We start from the raw sequence: 15,897 nt of genomic DNA on the forward strand, positions 1-15,897 counted from the left end.
AAAATCTTGACTTCATGGCAAAACACCCCACCATCACGGCGGGGTGTTTTGCGGTGCAGGGATTTAATCCGTAACCGCCCCTTGGCTGCTGCTCGACACTAGTTTACGGTATTTGGCCAGAACGCCATGCGTATATTTCGGAGTGGGCGGTTGCCACTTTTGACGACGGCGTTCAATTTCTTCCTCGGGCACATTAAGTTGTAAAAGACGTTTGTCCGCATCAATGGTAATAGAATCCCCTTCTTGGACTAAAGCGATCGTCCCCCCAACATAGGCTTCAGGGGCTACGTGTCCCACCACTAAACCATATGTGCCTCCAGAAAACCGTCCATCCGTAATCAGCCCCACGCTATCTCCTAGGCCCGCGCCAATTAAGGCTGATGTGGGAGACAACATTTCCCGCATTCCGGGTCCTCCCTTGGGCCCTTCATAACGAATGACAATCACGTCACCGGGATGAATCTGATTAGACAAGATCGCTTCCATGCAGGATTCTTCTGAATCAAACACGCGAGCCGGACCGGTAATATGGTGTTGCTTAATTCCCGAAATCTTGGCTACCGCCCCTTCTTCCGCCAAATTCCCCTTAAGAATGCTTAAATGGCCACTCGGGTAGACCGGATTACTCCAGGAATGAATCACATCTTGATCAGCCCGGGGTTCAGGAGGAACGTCTTGCAACAAATCTCCTAATGTTTCACCAGTAATGGTTAGGACATCGCCATGAAGGAGTCCCCGGTCCAACAACATGCGCATCACTTGCGGAATGCCTCCGGCCCGGTGAAGGTCGGTAGCCACATAACGACCTGAGGGTTTGAGGTCACATAATACCGGCACACGCTGCCGAATGACCTCAAAATCATCGAGACTTAAGGGCACTTCCGCGGCGTGAGCAATCGCTAACAGATGCAAGACCGCATTGGTTGAACCGCCTAAAGCCATAACAACCGATATCGCATTTTCAAAAGCTTTTCGGGTCAACAAATCCCGGGGACGAATATTCTTCTTAATCGCATTAACCAATATCTTGGCCGACAACTCGGCACTATCCGCTTTTTCATCATCTTCCGCCGTCATCGTAGAGGAATATGGAGCGCTAATGCCCATCGCTTCAAACACAGAAGACATCGTATTGGCGGTATACATTCCCCCACAAGAGCCCGCGCCAGGACAGGCACGCCGTTCAACTTCAAGCAGTTCTTGATAGTCAATGCGCTGGGCAACATATTCTCCCACCGCTTCAAAACTACTGACAATGGTTAAATCACGTCCCCGGTAATGTCCCGGTTTAATCGTTCCCCCATAGACGAAAATGGCAGGAATATTCATGCGGGCAAACGCTATCATGGCCCCAGGCATGTTCTTGTCGCATCCGCCAATGGCCAAAACGCCATCCATACGCTGCGCTTGGCAGACCGTTTCAATGGAATCGGCAATCACTTCACGGGATACTAAGGAATAATGCATTCCTTCGGTTCCCATTGAGATTCCATCACTGACGGTCGGGATACCGAACACTTGCGGCATAGCACCCGCTTCCCGTAACGCACGTTCCGCTCGCTCCGCTAATCCTCCTAATCCGATGTTACAAGGGGTAATACTACTGAATCCATTAGCAATCCCCACAATCGGCTTTTCAAAATCGTCATCTCCAAAACCTACCGCCCGTAACATGGCACGGTTGGGAGAACGTTGAATACCTTGAGTAATTGCGCGGCTACGCAAATTTTCCATGAGCATCGTATCCTTTGTGAGTGGTATTGAGAGGCAGTTAAAATATTTTCATAGATTATACCATACACTGTTTATTCACATTGCTTTGATTTTTTTACACAAGACGACGCGCATCTATCGTGCCCCCTCGTATGGGCATGCGCATTTGTCCTCGAAAAAAACGAAAAGGCCCTTCCAGGCCTCACGTTATCAAACTTATTTTGGAACTTCCCCTTTTGGGATTACGAGACTTGTTTATCACGAAGATGAATGACAATGCGTGAATCACGTGGGGAATTTTGCGCGTTCTTCAACAGCTGGCGGCAGTAGCGCCCCGATCCATAAGCAATCGTCCATACTAATACCAGGCCGGCCCCGGCAACAACCACCACGAAAGCTATAATAATACCACTTAAGAACATCACAAAAGGCATCTGCATTTCCCCCTTTATTATAAATAACGCCACAAATGTGCTAAGGGTTTCCTCTAGACGGCCTTTTGTTGAAATTTTTATGTCATTGCGTGGCTATAGAAGATAAGACTGCAATGTATTGCGCAAATCTTTTTCGGAATGAGCGACTCGCCACTTGGGATCCTTGGGCCATAGGGGCTCAGGCACATACCATAGAGCCTGGATAAACTCAATCCCGCTTTGCCGAGCGGCTTCTTGGTCATTCATCGTATCCCCAATTAAAATAGCATCTTGAGCGGAAACATCTAATGCTTGCAGGACTTTAACGATCCCATCGGGGTGAGGTTTCGGGCGCTCAACATCCTGAGCAGTAATAATCATGGAGAAGTAATGGGATAACTGGAAATAATCAAGGGTTAAACTCGTGGTATCCCGTTCTTTATTGGTCACGATCGCTAAGGGGATATGCTGCTGGTGTAATTCTTTCAATAATTGAAGGACCCATGACTCGATCTGCAGCTGATCGTGCCCCTGCACATAACAGGCAAGGTAATCTTGCAAGACTTTTTCCCATTGGTCACCAAATTCGCGACGAAAAATAATCGATTCACCGGGACCAAAAAGCTTGTGCACCGCTTCCGTCGAAATGTCTGTATTCCCATACTTCTGAAACATCTTCTGAAAGCATGCCGTGATCAAGGGCACGGTGTCGAGCAGCGTGCCATCTAAGTCGAATAATACAACAGCCAAAATAAACCTCCCATCTACTGGTCTTTATCGAGATTTTTCACCGTAAAGCGTAATTCATGACTGCGGGGGAATTCTCTGGGAATGATATCTTTTAGTATAGCTTGAGCTTCACGTTCATCAACCTGCCACTCTTGACGGACATAGCCGTCTTCTGCAACCCGCAACTGTCCCTCCTTGGTCCGTTCCACATGAACGGCCCGATCCTTCTTGAAATTGAGAATTTCCAGTCGCGTTTGAGGTTTTAAGCGGTGGACCATTTGAATGGCGGTTTTTACGGCACTCCGTGCTGCAACCTTACTCATGAGATATCACCCCCTTTAATTTCTTTAGTTTACCAAGTTAAATTTTATTTGGCCATGTAATCCAACAGCTATTTCGATTTCGACCAGGCTGTGGAAACAGCCTGTGGCAAGGGGGACTTTAAACTGTGCCAGATCATGCCCGCAATCACCAGGCCTATGCCGATCACGTCATATCCTCTGAGAGTCCCCGACAAGTGAAGAATTTGCGCCAAAACCACCGTGAAAACGATTTCCATAGACTGTGTGGCTTCAATTTTTGCAAGCATAACGGGATGCCCTTGAGCCTGGTCGGTAGCCCCAAAGAACAGGGCTGTCGCTATCACGCCGGATGCCATGGCCACAATAAACGTCTGTTCCCATTGCCAAACAGGTGGAGGGCCAACCGTTTTTATCCCTATTCCCGCTAAGACGATCCAAAATGGTAAACTGCCCAGCGTCATGCCTAAAATCCGGGCGGGTGCACGTACTTGCCCTCGTGTTGACGCCATCATTTGGCGATTACCTAAGGGATATGCCAAGGCGGCCACCATGACAGCAATTAAACTGCCCACTTCCTGCCCGCTCATAGAGAATTGGCCGTGCCATTGTACTAAAAAAACGCCCGACAAGATTAAGACAGAAGGCCAAAGGGACCGCCAGGGAATAGGTTGGTGGGTTGTCACAGGAACTAACAAGCTACCGAATACGATGGTTAATTGGAATGTTGCAGCGATCGCCCACGATGGGCCATATTGCGCGGCATATGTGAGAGGCCCATAAAATAATCCGAAACCAACCGTACCCCAGATTATCCACGGCCAAATATTTTTACGCATAATCCGGATCAAGGATCCTAACTCACGCTGGAATATCACCCACAAGAGAAAGAGCGGAACCGTATAAAAATAGCGAAGGCTGCTACTGAAAAGCCAGCTTCCGCCATGAACCGCCATCAGTTGATTCACCACAAAGGTACTGGCAAAAAACAAAGAGGCTAAAACTCCCAAGCCAATAGCTTTCAAAACACTGCCCCCTGTTAATAGCCGCTATGACAAAGAGATAGTGCGTATGCCATCTGCTGTAAATGCCGTCACCGCCCAGATTCCACATTCTCGGGCCAAGGTTTTGGCTTCATCAAAGTATAGTCCCACATTTTCCGGCTCATGCGCATCGGAGGCCAACGTCACACGTAAATGCGCTTTCGCCGCTTCTTGCAGTAGAAGCGGGTGCGGGTAAATTTCTTTGATAGGCCGGCGCAATCCAGCGGTATTAATTTCTAAAGCGACCTGATGATCGGCTAAGGCTTCCACAAACAAGCGGTACCACGGCCTTAACACGTCATCAGGAACTTTCGCTAGTCCATAAATTTTGGGTAAATCAGGATGGGTTATGGCTTGAAATAGTCCCGATCTCACCGCTTTAATCGAATACTGGTAGTATTTCGCCCATATCTCCTCTGAATCTCTTACCAGATATTGATCTTTCATGTCACTGACATCAAGTCCAAAGTCATCAATGAAATGAATAGACCCGAGAACAAAGTCCCAGGAATATTGCCGTAAATATTCGCGGATTCCATCTTCCTGTTCGGGGACATAATCCATTTCCAATCCCACCGCAATAGGATACTTATGCCGTACCTGGTCAAGAAATGCGGTGTACCCGTTAAGAGGATATAAGCAGCGTTCTTTAGACCAATCTCCGGGCAATAACCCGGCACTTTCCAAAAAGCGATAGCCATGTTCAACAATGCCTAGTCCCTCAACATGCCGTGAAGTCGCGACGGCAAGAAATTGTTCTAACCAGGATTCGGGATATTCGAGGGGTGAATAGGGGCCATGCTCCATGTGTACATGTTGATCAAACCACATTCACTGTCGTCTCCTTCAGACCTGCTATTTCGACGCATTTTACTCATACCAATGAGATTCATCATATTTGGTATAGGTAGCGATAAAGGCCGAAACGTAGGCTATAGTCATGGATAGCCCCATAATTAAGACACCGAGTTGTTGATCTGCCAACGCTGAAATCCCAAAAATTCTCGGGGCATGAATATAAAACTTATAAAAGGGTGCCGTGGTGTCAATAATGTAAACCAGTGCTGGCATCATCAAATCAAAATTAAAGAAAATGTATACGAGCTGATAACCCCGGGAAATCATGCCCAATTCTGGCAGAGTTCCGGCTTTTCGCACCACACTTAATTTGCGAGCTCCTTTTTGCAATACAGGAGACATGACCGGCCACCACATAAAAATGGCCGAAAATAACATGACATACGACTCTAAAACATAAACCCAGTCGTTCCGCAAACTGGCATCCAAAAACGGAGGCCACTCAATAGCCGAGAAAATCACATTAAATGTGATTATGGCAAACGGAGGATTGGTTGCCACACGTAAGACCTTGTACCAAAATCGGGTTTTCCACAAACTTTGAATCATCCATTGGGGAATTCCCGCTAATAGCAACGGTGGCAAGACCATGCTTAATAGAGCATATTGAACCATATGTCCAGAAAACAAATAATCATCCGCGATTAACTTTAATGGTGTCCCCATGGCTAAATAGAAGACCACTAAGGCGGAGATAAAATAAACCTTTTGCATGGTTGGCACCGGCGGAAGATTTTCGCCAAAGCGGTGTTTTAATGGTCCTAACAATTGGAAATATACAACCAGCAAAATGATGACTAGGAGCATCACTTCTGGATGCCATAACGCAAAAAAGTTATAATGCTGAAACAGAAATGCCATGATAGACCCTCACTCATTCTAGTTGAAAACCATTTATTCCTCCATTATAGCCAATTCTTTTGATGTTCCCACAAAATATCAGTCTCTGGACGCCATTAACCCAATACCGGCGCTTTACGAAGTTTTGTGGCTTGCTCAAAAGCAAAGGCCAGTTGGATGAGGAGCGATTCCTGAAAAGCGCCAGCTGTAAAGGTCAACCCCAATGGCTTTCCCGTTTGGGTATACCCCATGGGTACCGTAATAGAAGGATAGCCAGCTCTAGCGGCAATGTCTGCTCCCCGGTTATTGATAAATACTAACGCATCGAGGCGATAATCCTCGAGGGTCTTGTCAATGCCTTGACGTTGTGACCACTTTAAATCACGTTGTCGGGCCATAAGATAGCGGGCATCAGTCAATCGTCCCTGGGTTGCGAAGGATTCCATTAAAACTGATTGTCCATAGCGCAAAGCTTCTTGACTATGGGCATTGTTGAAATCTATCACATCTTTGAGTGTTTTGGGCCCCTTGCTTGTCCACTTGTTTAAATAAGCATTTAATGCGGCAGGAAATTCGTAAAGAAGCACATCATAAGTCCAGTTTTCGTTGGCCGTTTCAATATCCGCGGGATCCACAATATCAGCGCCAGCGTCACGCAGGATATTAAGAGCGTGATTAAAGATCGCCAGTTCTTCATCACTTGCCTGATCAAGATAACGTTGCCGGGGAACGCCTAAACGTCTTTTTTTCAATCCATCCGCGATCAAATCTCTGCGGTAGTCAGGAAATCCTGGTGCCAGGGCCGTCACGGGATCTTCAGGGTCAAACCCTTGGATGACGGTTAACAAAATCGCCGCATCCGTCACCGTCGTCGCCATAGGACCGGCTGTATCTTGTGAATACGCAATGGGTACGATACCGGACCGGCTGACTAATCCAATTGTGGGTTTGATTCCTACCAACGAATTCTGGCTTGAGGGGCTCAATATGGATCCGGATGTCTCTGTACCTAAAGCTACCGGTGCAAATCCTGCCGCGATAGCGGCTCCAGATCCCGAACTCGATCCGCCTACATCAAAAATTCCCGGGCCATAGGGATTCATAACTTGTCCCCCATAGGAGCTGTAACCATTAGGCATATGATCGGACATGAAGTTAGCCCATTCTGTTAAGTTGGTCTTTCCTAAAATCATGCCACCGGCCCCGCGAATTTGCTTAATCACAAAGGCATCTCTTACGGCATAATTATCTTTAAGAGACAAAGATCCGGCTGTCGTGTGCATATCCCCACCAACAGCAATATTGTCTTTCACTAATACGGGCACACCAGCTAACAGTCCCCCGGGTTGGTAACGTGCTATGCGATCGGCACGATCAGCCTCGGCGAATACATGCGGATTCAATTCCAAGACAGCATTTATCCGCTCATTGTGCTCGGCAATGGTGGTTAAGAATTCCCATAGCCACTCTTGGGCACTGGTTTTCCGCTGCCTCCAGCGGTCTTGAAATGTCGTAATCAGAGACATGTTGGGTAGGCCTGAATCTTAGAGGAGACGTTTAATCGAAAACATTGAGCGCATTATGTGTCTTAATTTCTGGCAAGAACAGCGTGTCATGCCTTCAGATTTTGCCTCTAAAAACCAGGCGTTCCTCCTCTCGGGTGTCATTGGTTCTTATTTGAAGATACTTAGAAGTTTATTGTATAAGATCCCACAGATTTATCCTGTTGTCAGCCATCCAGCAAATATGTAGGCTCTTTTTGATTATAAAACTCCTTTCCATCACCGAACATAAAAATATCAGGCTCCACGCACGGGATTCCCGTGGCCTGTGAGCAGTTTTCCTGCTCCCGCCATTTAAGATATTAGTGCCAGAACGCGCATCATTTGACGCAGATACCCCATAGGGGTATCATGAATTCGAATTATGGCCAAGGAATCTCTGACCAGAGTTCGCAATATCTTAGCGTGTTGTGTTGTCATATGACGGCAAAAGCGTCAGGATATGATAAGAGGGCTCGATATTTTTAAGCTATTACGGGAAAATAACATATCATGACTATTTAACCAACGAGGTGAAATTATGGATGCTCGCAAAGTCATCATTTTAGGAACCGGTCCGGCAGGGCTTACCGCAGCCATTTATGCAGCTCGCGCTAATCTCAGTCCTTTAGTCATTGAAGGCAATGAACCCGGCGGCCAACTGACTCTAACAACCGAAATTGAAAATTTTCCTGGATTCCCTGATGCCATCATGGGACCCGATTTGATGGAAAATATGCGGAAACAAGCCGAACGATTTGGAGCGGAATTTGTTTTTGGAATGGCAACCTCTGTGGATTTACAAACTCGTCCATTCCGCGTTGTGGTCAATGAGGCCGACGAATTTTTTGCGGAATCGCTCATTATTTCTACAGGTGCCTCGGCGAAAATGCTTGGCATTCCAGGAGAAGCTGAAGCGTTGGGTCACGGAGTCTCCACATGCGCGACATGTGATGGATTCTTTTTCCGTGACAAGAAAATCATTGTCGTTGGCGGTGGCGATTCTGCAATGGAAGAAGCTACATTTCTCACCAAATTTGCGTCGGAGGTCACCATTGTACACCGCCGTGATACCTTGCGCGCATCCAAAGTTATGCAAGAACGAGCCCATAACAATCCGAAAATAAAGTGGATGATGGATGTCACGCCAGTATCTGTGAAGTCTGAAAACAATCATGTTGTCGGACTCGAAGTTCGAGATAACAAAACGGGAGAGACCAAAGTCTTAGAAACAGAAGGGATTTTTGTCGCAATCGGGCATAACCCCAATACTGCTTTTCTCAATGGCCAGGTCGAAACCGATAAGGTGGGATACATCATTACAAACCCGCATAATACGGCGACAAGCGTTCAAGGCGTGTTTGCTTGCGGAGACGTGATGGACTCCCATTATCGTCAAGCCATCACGGCCGCGGGTAGCGGCTGTCGCGCTGCGATGGATGTAGAAAAATATCTCGAAGGTTCGTTTGTTTATGACTGGTCCATGAGTGGCACACACTAAAATCAAAACCGTTCCCTGCTTCCGGGAACGGTTTTGCTATTTGAATGGGAAATATCTACCTTTCATCCGATTTTACGGTGTTTGCTTAGGCTTGAATTCTCAGAACTATTTTGCGATGGAGTTCAGCTCCAACCTCGTCCTGTCAGAACGGTCTTGTTGATGTATAATTATGCTGTTTTTTTGATAGGTTCGCATAGTTTGGATATGAAGATTTGGGTTTGACACCCCGGAATGGATACTGCACTATATAGGGGATACTCCCCCAAAAATTTAAGGAGGAAGCATATGGCCCATGTAATTACTGGTTTGTGCCAAGACACCAAAGACCAGAGCTGCGTCGAAGTCTGCCCTGTTGACTGCATTCATCCAGCCCAAAGTTTGGACGGTGACGAAGCTTACGAAGCGGCTCCTCAGCTTTATATCGATCCCGATGTCTGTATTGACTGTGGGGCTTGCGTTCCGGAATGTCCCGTAGGTGCCATTTTTATGCAAGAAGACTTGGCGCCCGAAGATGAAAAATACATTGAGATTAACGCCGCTTATTACCGAAAATAACTGATACAAGCCTAGGACATGCCTAGGCTTGTTCTTTGTTATACACCACTTGCTTAGCAGATGGCCTTGAGGTTTGTCCAGTTTTTTTATAACCCCACTGCCAATGCGCAATTAATTGTTTTCCCCAATAGATTCCAGGCTTTTCAACATACCTAAAACTGAGTTCACTTACAGCCATACTCAAAGCGCCTGCGACAAATAAGCGCAAGACAAAACCTTGCAATGTATGCATATTCGCCCAAGACCAATCACTGACTTTCCCTAAAATAAACCAGTGGGTTAGATATAAGCTGTAACTGCGGGTTCCGATATATTGCAAAACCTTATTGTGCACCAGCCACGACAAACCTGAGTAATCTTTCCAAGTCAGCCAAACCAATAAATAATTAGGAATTACCCATAAGAGATTTGCCATTTGGAAAGACCACTCGTGCCATCCCAGAAATAACGCCCACATCAACCATAATATGCTCCAACCACGTAAACTCGGAGCATGATCAAATTTCACCATGGCTAACCCAGCAGAAAACCATATGGCCTGACTAGGAAAACTCCACAGTAAAAAGGAATGGGCCCATTGTGGCCATGTGAACCACAGATGTTGCAAAATAATGGGCCATAATTCGGCTCCCAATAAACCCCATACGAGAAACGTCCATGCCGATATCTTGGGAAAAACGCGCCGCATTATAAACGGGAATAATGCGTAAAATGTCATTTCCACACCGATGGACCATTCGACGCCAATCCACGAATTTTGAAACCAAGGGAGCCATCCAAACACAAATGTTACATGGGCCAACAAATTTGCCCAGGAAAAAATATGCCCTTGCATTGCCGTGGGAACAACCGTAGGATTTCCCGTGGTCAATAAGCCCGTAACCAGTAACATCAGGTAAAAAAGTGGGGCGATACGAAAAAATCTCCGGGTCCAAAAAGCCTTCGCCGGCTCTGCATCTTTGTGATGGCGGTATTGCCAACTCAGAACTAGCGTGAGCGCAGACACCATGTAAAAAAGCCCAACACCTTGGTCACCTTGACCCACGAAACGCATCCACCAGGGACCATGAAATGGCCGAATAATCGCTGCGTGAAAGATCATGACACTTAAAATCGCTATTCCCCGTAGTGCATCTAGCCTAGCATAACGCGGGGGAGAAGAAACAGCCCAACTATTTTGTTGCCGACCGCTCGTACCGCCTATCACACGCTGTCCTCCTTCATCGCAAAATTTCCTCATGAGGATTGAGCGTACGGGGTAAAAGTGGTGGCCACCACATGGCTATGCTACCAACTTCATAACCATCGATCTACCCAAAATGGCCAAACTTCAGGCAGACTTCAGGAAGATGAGAAAGGGACTGGCTCAGGATGGCCAGTCCCTTTACACAAAATTCGTCGTGTTATCCAGGAATAGATGGAGGTTCTTGAGTATTAGTACTAGTTCCCGGTCGTCGCGATGTCTTTGGCGCATTTTCATTTCGATCAATACTCATCGCGACTTTTCGTAAGGTGAGCAACAATATCGACATGACCACAATCTGAAAAATCCACCAGGCAGGATCCCACCAATGCGGGACCCCTTCACTGTAGGGCATTTTCAACGGCAGTGTCGGCCAAAATCCGCCTCCCATACCCATCCCCTCCTGTCCTCAAATGATGTAGATGGCGAGCCAGCTCGCAATCCACGCCAGGGCCACATAAATCCAGAAGTACACGCTTGCTTCCGCTGTCCAAAACCGTTCGGGCGCCATGTTTTGACGCACATTGCGGATAATGCTAATACCGAGCATAATCAGCCCAATCACCGCATACACGAGATCCGCGCCCAAAATGATGTAATACATTTCGCCAAAGCGGGACTGGGGCGAAACGTAGCGCATCCCCCACTGATAGGCGACCCCTAAGATCGCGAGGAGGCCTAACCCCGCCGCAATCTTGAGGCGGGATCCCACCTGATCCCGGTCCTGAGCATGACGGCCGGCGGTTACCGCGCCCCAAGCGACCAGAGCACTCACCGCCATCAAGGCTGCGACCACCACCCCAAAGCCTTGATTGGCTTGCGGGGCCACATACGTGCCGTCATACAGATACTTCGCCTCAAACAAGACGACAAAGGGCACAATTTGGGTGGCAATAAAGACCAGCATACTAAAACGGACCGCCCGGTAATTATGCGGGGTAATCGGCTGACTTTGACGTTCTTCCGAAATCATCGGCTTATCCACCATCAGACATTCCTCCTCTTACTTCTGTGGTGACGTGGGCACGTAATCGTGCCAATCATAGTACGGATCCGTCGAGGCCCGGCTTGTGGCGGCCAACTCATCCAGTGCCGTCGTCACCACCGGCACCGTGCTCCCTTCCCCGTATTTGTAGAGACTCGCCACAATTTCCGGTTGGACTGGAAAATTATTCGTCGGCGGTGGCGAAGCCGTAAACCACTCGGGGGTTTTGGCATTCCACGGATTCTCGCTCGCTTTTTCGCCATTCGCCCAGCAGTAGCCAATGTAAATGATATTGGCCACAAAGGACGCCCCTAAGATAAAGGCGAAAATCGACACCTCAAAGTTCATCGGTTGCAGATATGCCGGGTAGGCTGGGACCCAGCGGTTCATTCCGTGCAGTCCTAAGAGGAAGAACTGGCTGAACGTCAAGTTAAAGGCAAAGAAGGTGATAATCGCCAAGGTCTTGCCCCAGGTCTCGTTGTACATCCGCCCCGAGAGTTTCGGCAGCCAGTAATACATGGCGCCAAACCCACTGAAAACCATCGATCCGATAATGGTGTAGTGGAAGTGCCCGACCACCCAGAAGGTGTCATGGAGCTGCAAATTGACAATCGGGTCCGCCAAAAACACGCCCGTGAGTCCGCCAATGAGGAAGTTGAACATGCTCATCAAAATCCAGATCACCGGCGTGGTCAGCCGAATTTTCGACTTCCAAAGCGTGCCAATGGCCGCCATATAAGCAAATCCGGTGGGAATCGAAATCATCTCGGTAAAGAAGGAGAAGGGCAAGATTTCACTGTTGCGCAAGTTGGTGAACATGTGGTGCGCCCACACGAGCCCGGAGAGCATCATCACGAACACCAAGCCAATCACGGCCCATTGCCGGCCAAACAGCGATTTCTGCGCCATCACCGGAATAATTTCATTCCACAGGGCGAAGGCCGGCACGGCAATGATGTACACTTCAGGATGCCCAAACAACCAGAAGAGCATCAAATAGGTTAACGGACTGCCCGTGGCCGTAAAGAAGTTCAAGGGCACGATTTTGTCTAACAGGCCCATCACGAACGTGGTCTGAATTTCCGGGAACCAAATCAGCATCAGCAAATTGACACTCACCTGGCCCCAGACAAACAGCGGCAAACGGCCCCACGTCATGCCCGGCGCCCGCCGAAACATCACCGTGGCCACCAAGTTCAAAGCCACAATGAGCGACGAGGTGGTGAGCGCCAAGACCCCCAGGTAGTAGAAGATAATGCCGTTGGCGTCTTGGCCCGCCAAGGGCTCATAGCCCCGCCATCCGGTTGACCATTCCCCCAAAATCGGGCTGAAGAGCACGGTCAGGATCCCTGCCGGGACCAACCAGACCCCAATGCCTGAGAGCTTGGATAAGACCGTATGCCGCGCCCCAATCATGAGCGGCACAAAATAGTTGCCTAAACCGCCAATCATGAACACGGTGGCGAACGAAAACATCATCAGGGTGCCGTGAATGCCCACCGCCGTGAGATAATTGCTGGGGTAGTGGAAAATCGTCAAATACGGGGTCATCAGTTCATAGCGCATGAGCATGGCAATGGCGCCGGCAATGAGAAACCCCCCCATGGCGAACATCATATACTGGATGCCGATGACTTTGTGGTCCGTGGCAATTTCCCAGTAGCGGCGCCAGCCTTTGTCCCGTTCCACCCAACGGGTGTCAAACCCCATTAAGGGCAATAACACCGCGTCATAGACGCCTATGCCTAAGAGCCAGCCAATCACGGCGCCAATCCACCCCAGCGTCACCGAGGGCCCGGTCACAAAGGGATGCCCCCGAAACGGATCCACGGCAATCACAAAGGTGTTGACCAAGAGAAAGCCTATAGCGGCCCATAAAAAGCCCCGCAGCACCGGAGGCATCATGGCCTTCTTCGGGCGCGAAAGCGGTTGGTGTTCGGGCGTCATTACAGCGTGTGCCACGATTATCCCTCCTTCAATCTTCCATCTTCCAACATGTCATCGCGTGATCAGCGTGACGGGTATATCGTCTTCGGATTTTTTGCATCCACACGGAAGCTCGGAATGCCTTATCCTGCCCCATTGGCTAACGATTTCTCGTATCGAATCCACTGCGCAAATTGCGCTGGCGACACCACTTTCAAGGGGGCTTCCATCCACGGATGACCCGGTCCACACACTTCAGCACATTGCACCCGCACCATGGGATTGACGCGGAAGGACGTAATCTTGGTGGGGGTCAGGTACTCATAGCGGGTTTCCCCGGGAATCACATCTTCTTTAATCCCAAAGGCCGGAATCCAAAAACTGTGAATCACATCGGCATATTGGTCGTAGGTGTGATAGGGGTCGTAGGACCGCAACACAAATTCTACGGGCTTGTTCACCGGCAGTTCCAACAGGTCTTGCCCGTTGGCATTCACCGTTTGGGTCAGCCCATATTGGGGATAACTGAAGATCCATTCCCACTGCCGGGCCGTGACATCCACAATTAAGTCGTGGGTGTTAGCCGCGGGTTCATCTAAGGCAAACATTTGCTCCATGGCGGAGGTCGTCGGATGGAGGAAAAAGAGCAAGTTGATAATAATACTGCCCCCGACCCACGCCACCACAAACGCTTTGTTGTCCACCGCGAACCGGCGGTTCGCGGGTGGCATTTCGCCCCGTTTGGTGTGGAAGCGCACCATCGTAAAGAGCAAGAACAAGACGACAAACACAAAAATCGGGGTCAACACCACCAAGATGAAATTAAACGCCTGCAGTGCCAATTCCCCTTGGTTGGAGACAATGTAGTACATCGGGTTATGGTGAATCAGCACCCGGTCCCCAATCTCTCCCAACACACTGAAGACGACCCACAAGATCGTAAAGAGGACATTCTCTCCCATGACGGGCGTGCTCCTTTCTCAGCCTCAGGCCGGCAAAATCATGACTTTTCCGCGCATGCCCGTGCGGTAGTGAATGTACTGTTGCACAAAGCAGCCATAATCCCAAATGCCCGGTTTGTTAGGCACGGTAAAGGAAATATGAATGCTGCCGCCGGGTTTCAACGTCGGACTAAAGTCACCACCAGTTTGGATGTTAAAGAGCGCCTTCGGCCCGTCATAGGTCACAATCGCTTTATTGGGCACGAAGTTATCGATGTTATAGGGATCACTTAAGGTCACGTGGACCCCATCCCAGAAATCGACGGCCCAGGCATCCGCCGGCAGATTGCCAAAGGCTTGGAAATAGGCTTCATTCACATGGCGGCCCATGGTCCATTCATGCCAGTGGGTATGACTTTGATTTTGGAAGATAATGTCCATCTGGTCGCCGACGCGCCAGGTCATGTAATTGGGAATGTAATAATAGTCGTACGCGTAAAGATGGACCGTTCCCGAACTCACGGGGGATCCAAACAGACCGCGGGCGGCATCCACCAGCGCTTGGCGGCCAAACAGGGTCACTGCACCGGCGACCCCTAAAGCGGCACTGCCCACGAGGAACTGACGGCGACTCCATTGTTGTTCTTCGGGAATCTCGGGTTCCACCGGGGGGTCATTTGGTAATTTGTTCACCCAAGTTCCTCCTTCCAATTTTCATCTTTACTGTCTCAAAGGCAGCGGCGATCAGGACTGAAATGATGGCACGCCTGAAGGCACGACTTTTACGATATCCCACAAATCGCTCGTCGGCGTATTATGGGGATCGCCATTGAGCATATCGCCTAAGATAAACGTTCCGAGCTTCGAGGCCGTAAACGTATAGGACTGGCTTTGTCCCGGCAACAACCCGGCTGTAGGTGAAACAGCCACTTGAGAATAGGGCTCTCCGGCGCCTGGAAAGGCTAAATGATGATGATGGTAGACCCCAATGGATTCCGGGATCGGGCCATTATTAATAAAGTCCATATTGACGTGGTAGCCTAAGGGGATCGTGATGATCAGCTGTCCTTGGGTAAACCCGTCAAACACATTCGCTTGTTGGGCACTCGAGTAGGTGCTTTCAATCTTTAAATCGACCGTCTTGGTTGCCGGATGGACAATCATCCACTGCGAGGCATTGATGCTTTGTGTGCCGCAACCCGCTAAAGCCAATGCCAACACACCCAAAGCTGTCACCCCAGCCCATTTACTTTTCACCGAACACCATCCTTTCTCTCGGCACTAAAAGGACATACACTTGATGGGCGTAA

Annotated in this window: 17 protein-coding genes; 2 read left to right on the top strand and 15 right to left on the bottom strand. The window is 49.0% G+C overall.

Annotated elements, in window-relative coordinates:
- Positions 1-63: 63 nt before the first annotated feature.
- From ilvD to AOA63_RS16315, 8 genes are all read right to left on the bottom strand, one after another.
- Entirely contained in the window at positions 64-1,734 is a 1,671-nt protein-coding gene (ilvD, locus tag AOA63_RS16280) for a dihydroxy-acid dehydratase (protein WP_053960852.1), read from the bottom strand.
- Between the two features lie 221 nt (positions 1,735-1,955).
- Positions 1,956-2,147, bottom strand: a complete 192-nt coding sequence (locus tag AOA63_RS16285) for a hypothetical protein (protein ID WP_053960853.1) — start codon at positions 2,145-2,147, stop codon at positions 1,956-1,958.
- 93 nt (positions 2,148-2,240) lie between these two features.
- Positions 2,241-2,876 carry an HAD family hydrolase gene (locus tag AOA63_RS16290; protein ID WP_053960854.1) on the bottom strand — a complete coding sequence of 212 codons (636 nt, stop codon included), beginning with the start codon at positions 2,874-2,876 and terminating at the stop codon, positions 2,241-2,243.
- 14 nt (positions 2,877-2,890) lie between these two features.
- On the bottom strand, positions 2,891-3,178 hold the full coding sequence (locus AOA63_RS16295; protein ID WP_053960855.1) for a hypothetical protein: 288 nt from the start codon (positions 3,176-3,178) through the stop codon (positions 2,891-2,893).
- 68 nt (positions 3,179-3,246) lie between these two features.
- Positions 3,247-4,179, bottom strand: coding sequence for a DMT family transporter (locus AOA63_RS16300; RefSeq protein ID WP_053960856.1), 933 nt, complete (start codon positions 4,177-4,179; stop codon positions 3,247-3,249).
- A gap of 24 nt (positions 4,180-4,203) precedes the next feature.
- A complete protein-coding gene (locus AOA63_RS16305) occupies positions 4,204-5,028 on the bottom strand; it encodes a histidinol-phosphatase (protein ID WP_053960857.1) in 825 nt (274 codons plus the stop codon).
- 39 nt (positions 5,029-5,067) lie between these two features.
- Positions 5,068-5,916 (bottom strand): cytochrome c oxidase assembly protein, encoded by an 849-nt coding sequence (locus AOA63_RS16310; protein WP_053960858.1) that lies wholly within the window; start codon positions 5,914-5,916, stop codon positions 5,068-5,070.
- Positions 5,917-6,011: 95 nt separating this feature from the next.
- The gene (locus AOA63_RS16315) at positions 6,012-7,421 is read right to left on the bottom strand and encodes an amidase family protein (RefSeq protein WP_053960859.1); all 1,410 of its coding nucleotides are present in this window, start codon (positions 7,419-7,421) and stop codon (positions 6,012-6,014) included.
- Positions 7,422-7,977: 556 nt separating this feature from the next.
- On the opposite strand from AOA63_RS16315, the gene trxB reads away from it, so the two are divergent.
- Positions 7,978-8,937 (top strand): thioredoxin-disulfide reductase, encoded by a 960-nt coding sequence (trxB, locus tag AOA63_RS16320; RefSeq protein WP_053960860.1) that lies wholly within the window; start codon positions 7,978-7,980, stop codon positions 8,935-8,937.
- A 285-nt stretch (positions 8,938-9,222) separates the two neighbouring features.
- Entirely contained in the window at positions 9,223-9,492 is a 270-nt protein-coding gene (locus tag AOA63_RS16325; RefSeq protein ID WP_020376319.1) for a 4Fe-4S dicluster domain-containing protein, read from the top strand.
- A gap of 22 nt (positions 9,493-9,514) precedes the next feature.
- Here the strand turns inward: AOA63_RS16325 and AOA63_RS16330 are convergent, their stop codons facing one another.
- From AOA63_RS16330 to AOA63_RS16360, 7 genes are all read right to left on the bottom strand, one after another.
- The gene (locus tag AOA63_RS16330; RefSeq protein ID WP_053960861.1) at positions 9,515-10,699 is read right to left on the bottom strand and encodes an acyltransferase family protein; all 1,185 of its coding nucleotides are present in this window, start codon (positions 10,697-10,699) and stop codon (positions 9,515-9,517) included.
- Positions 10,700-10,895: 196 nt separating this feature from the next.
- Entirely contained in the window at positions 10,896-11,126 is a 231-nt protein-coding gene (locus AOA63_RS16335) for a hypothetical protein (protein WP_053960862.1), read from the bottom strand.
- Between the two features lie 18 nt (positions 11,127-11,144).
- A complete protein-coding gene (locus tag AOA63_RS16340; protein WP_053960863.1) occupies positions 11,145-11,723 on the bottom strand; it encodes a cytochrome c oxidase subunit 3 in 579 nt (192 codons plus the stop codon).
- Between the two features lie 15 nt (positions 11,724-11,738).
- The gene (locus AOA63_RS16345) at positions 11,739-13,667 is read right to left on the bottom strand and encodes a cbb3-type cytochrome c oxidase subunit I (RefSeq protein WP_053961202.1); all 1,929 of its coding nucleotides are present in this window, start codon (positions 13,665-13,667) and stop codon (positions 11,739-11,741) included.
- Between the two features lie 122 nt (positions 13,668-13,789).
- Positions 13,790-14,608 carry a cytochrome c oxidase subunit II gene (locus AOA63_RS16350; RefSeq protein WP_053960864.1) on the bottom strand — a complete coding sequence of 273 codons (819 nt, stop codon included), beginning with the start codon at positions 14,606-14,608 and terminating at the stop codon, positions 13,790-13,792.
- 24 nt (positions 14,609-14,632) lie between these two features.
- Positions 14,633-15,280, bottom strand: a complete 648-nt coding sequence (locus AOA63_RS16355) for a twin-arginine translocation signal domain-containing protein (RefSeq protein ID WP_053960865.1) — start codon at positions 15,278-15,280, stop codon at positions 14,633-14,635.
- A gap of 51 nt (positions 15,281-15,331) precedes the next feature.
- The gene (locus AOA63_RS16360) at positions 15,332-15,844 is read right to left on the bottom strand and encodes a sulfocyanin-like copper-binding protein (protein WP_053960866.1); all 513 of its coding nucleotides are present in this window, start codon (positions 15,842-15,844) and stop codon (positions 15,332-15,334) included.
- Between the last annotated feature and the right edge of the window lie 53 nt (positions 15,845-15,897).

The sequence above is a fragment of the Sulfobacillus thermosulfidooxidans genome (assembly GCF_001280565.1).
Taxonomy (GTDB): domain Bacteria; phylum Bacillota; class Sulfobacillia; order Sulfobacillales; family Sulfobacillaceae; genus Sulfobacillus; species Sulfobacillus thermosulfidooxidans_A.

What these genes read in the sequence shown, in the direction of transcription:
- ilvD (WP_053960852.1), bottom strand. Translation starts at nt 1,734, where the DNA reads ATGGAAAATTTGCGTAGCCGCGCAATTACTCAAGGTATTCAACGTTCT.
- AOA63_RS16285 (WP_053960853.1), bottom strand. Translation starts at nt 2,147, where the DNA reads ATGCCTTTTGTGATGTTCTTAAGTGGTATTATTATAGCTTTCGTGGTG.
- AOA63_RS16295 (WP_053960855.1), bottom strand. Translation starts at nt 3,178, where the DNA reads ATGAGTAAGGTTGCAGCACGGAGTGCCGTAAAAACCGCCATTCAAATG.
- AOA63_RS16305 (WP_053960857.1), bottom strand. Translation starts at nt 5,028, where the DNA reads ATGTGGTTTGATCAACATGTACACATGGAGCATGGCCCCTATTCACCC.
- AOA63_RS16310 (WP_053960858.1), bottom strand. Translation starts at nt 5,916, where the DNA reads ATGGCATTTCTGTTTCAGCATTATAACTTTTTTGCGTTATGGCATCCA.
- AOA63_RS16315 (WP_053960859.1), bottom strand. Translation starts at nt 7,421, where the DNA reads ATGTCTCTGATTACGACATTTCAAGACCGCTGGAGGCAGCGGAAAACC.
- trxB (WP_053960860.1), top strand. Translation starts at nt 7,978, where the DNA reads ATGGATGCTCGCAAAGTCATCATTTTAGGAACCGGTCCGGCAGGGCTT.
- AOA63_RS16325 (WP_020376319.1), top strand. Translation starts at nt 9,223, where the DNA reads ATGGCCCATGTAATTACTGGTTTGTGCCAAGACACCAAAGACCAGAGC.
- AOA63_RS16335 (WP_053960862.1), bottom strand. Translation starts at nt 11,126, where the DNA reads ATGGGAGGCGGATTTTGGCCGACACTGCCGTTGAAAATGCCCTACAGT.
- AOA63_RS16340 (WP_053960863.1), bottom strand. Translation starts at nt 11,723, where the DNA reads ATGGTGGATAAGCCGATGATTTCGGAAGAACGTCAAAGTCAGCCGATT.
- AOA63_RS16345 (WP_053961202.1), bottom strand. Translation starts at nt 13,667, where the DNA reads ATGACGCCCGAACACCAACCGCTTTCGCGCCCGAAGAAGGCCATGATG.
- AOA63_RS16350 (WP_053960864.1), bottom strand. Translation starts at nt 14,608, where the DNA reads ATGGGAGAGAATGTCCTCTTTACGATCTTGTGGGTCGTCTTCAGTGTG.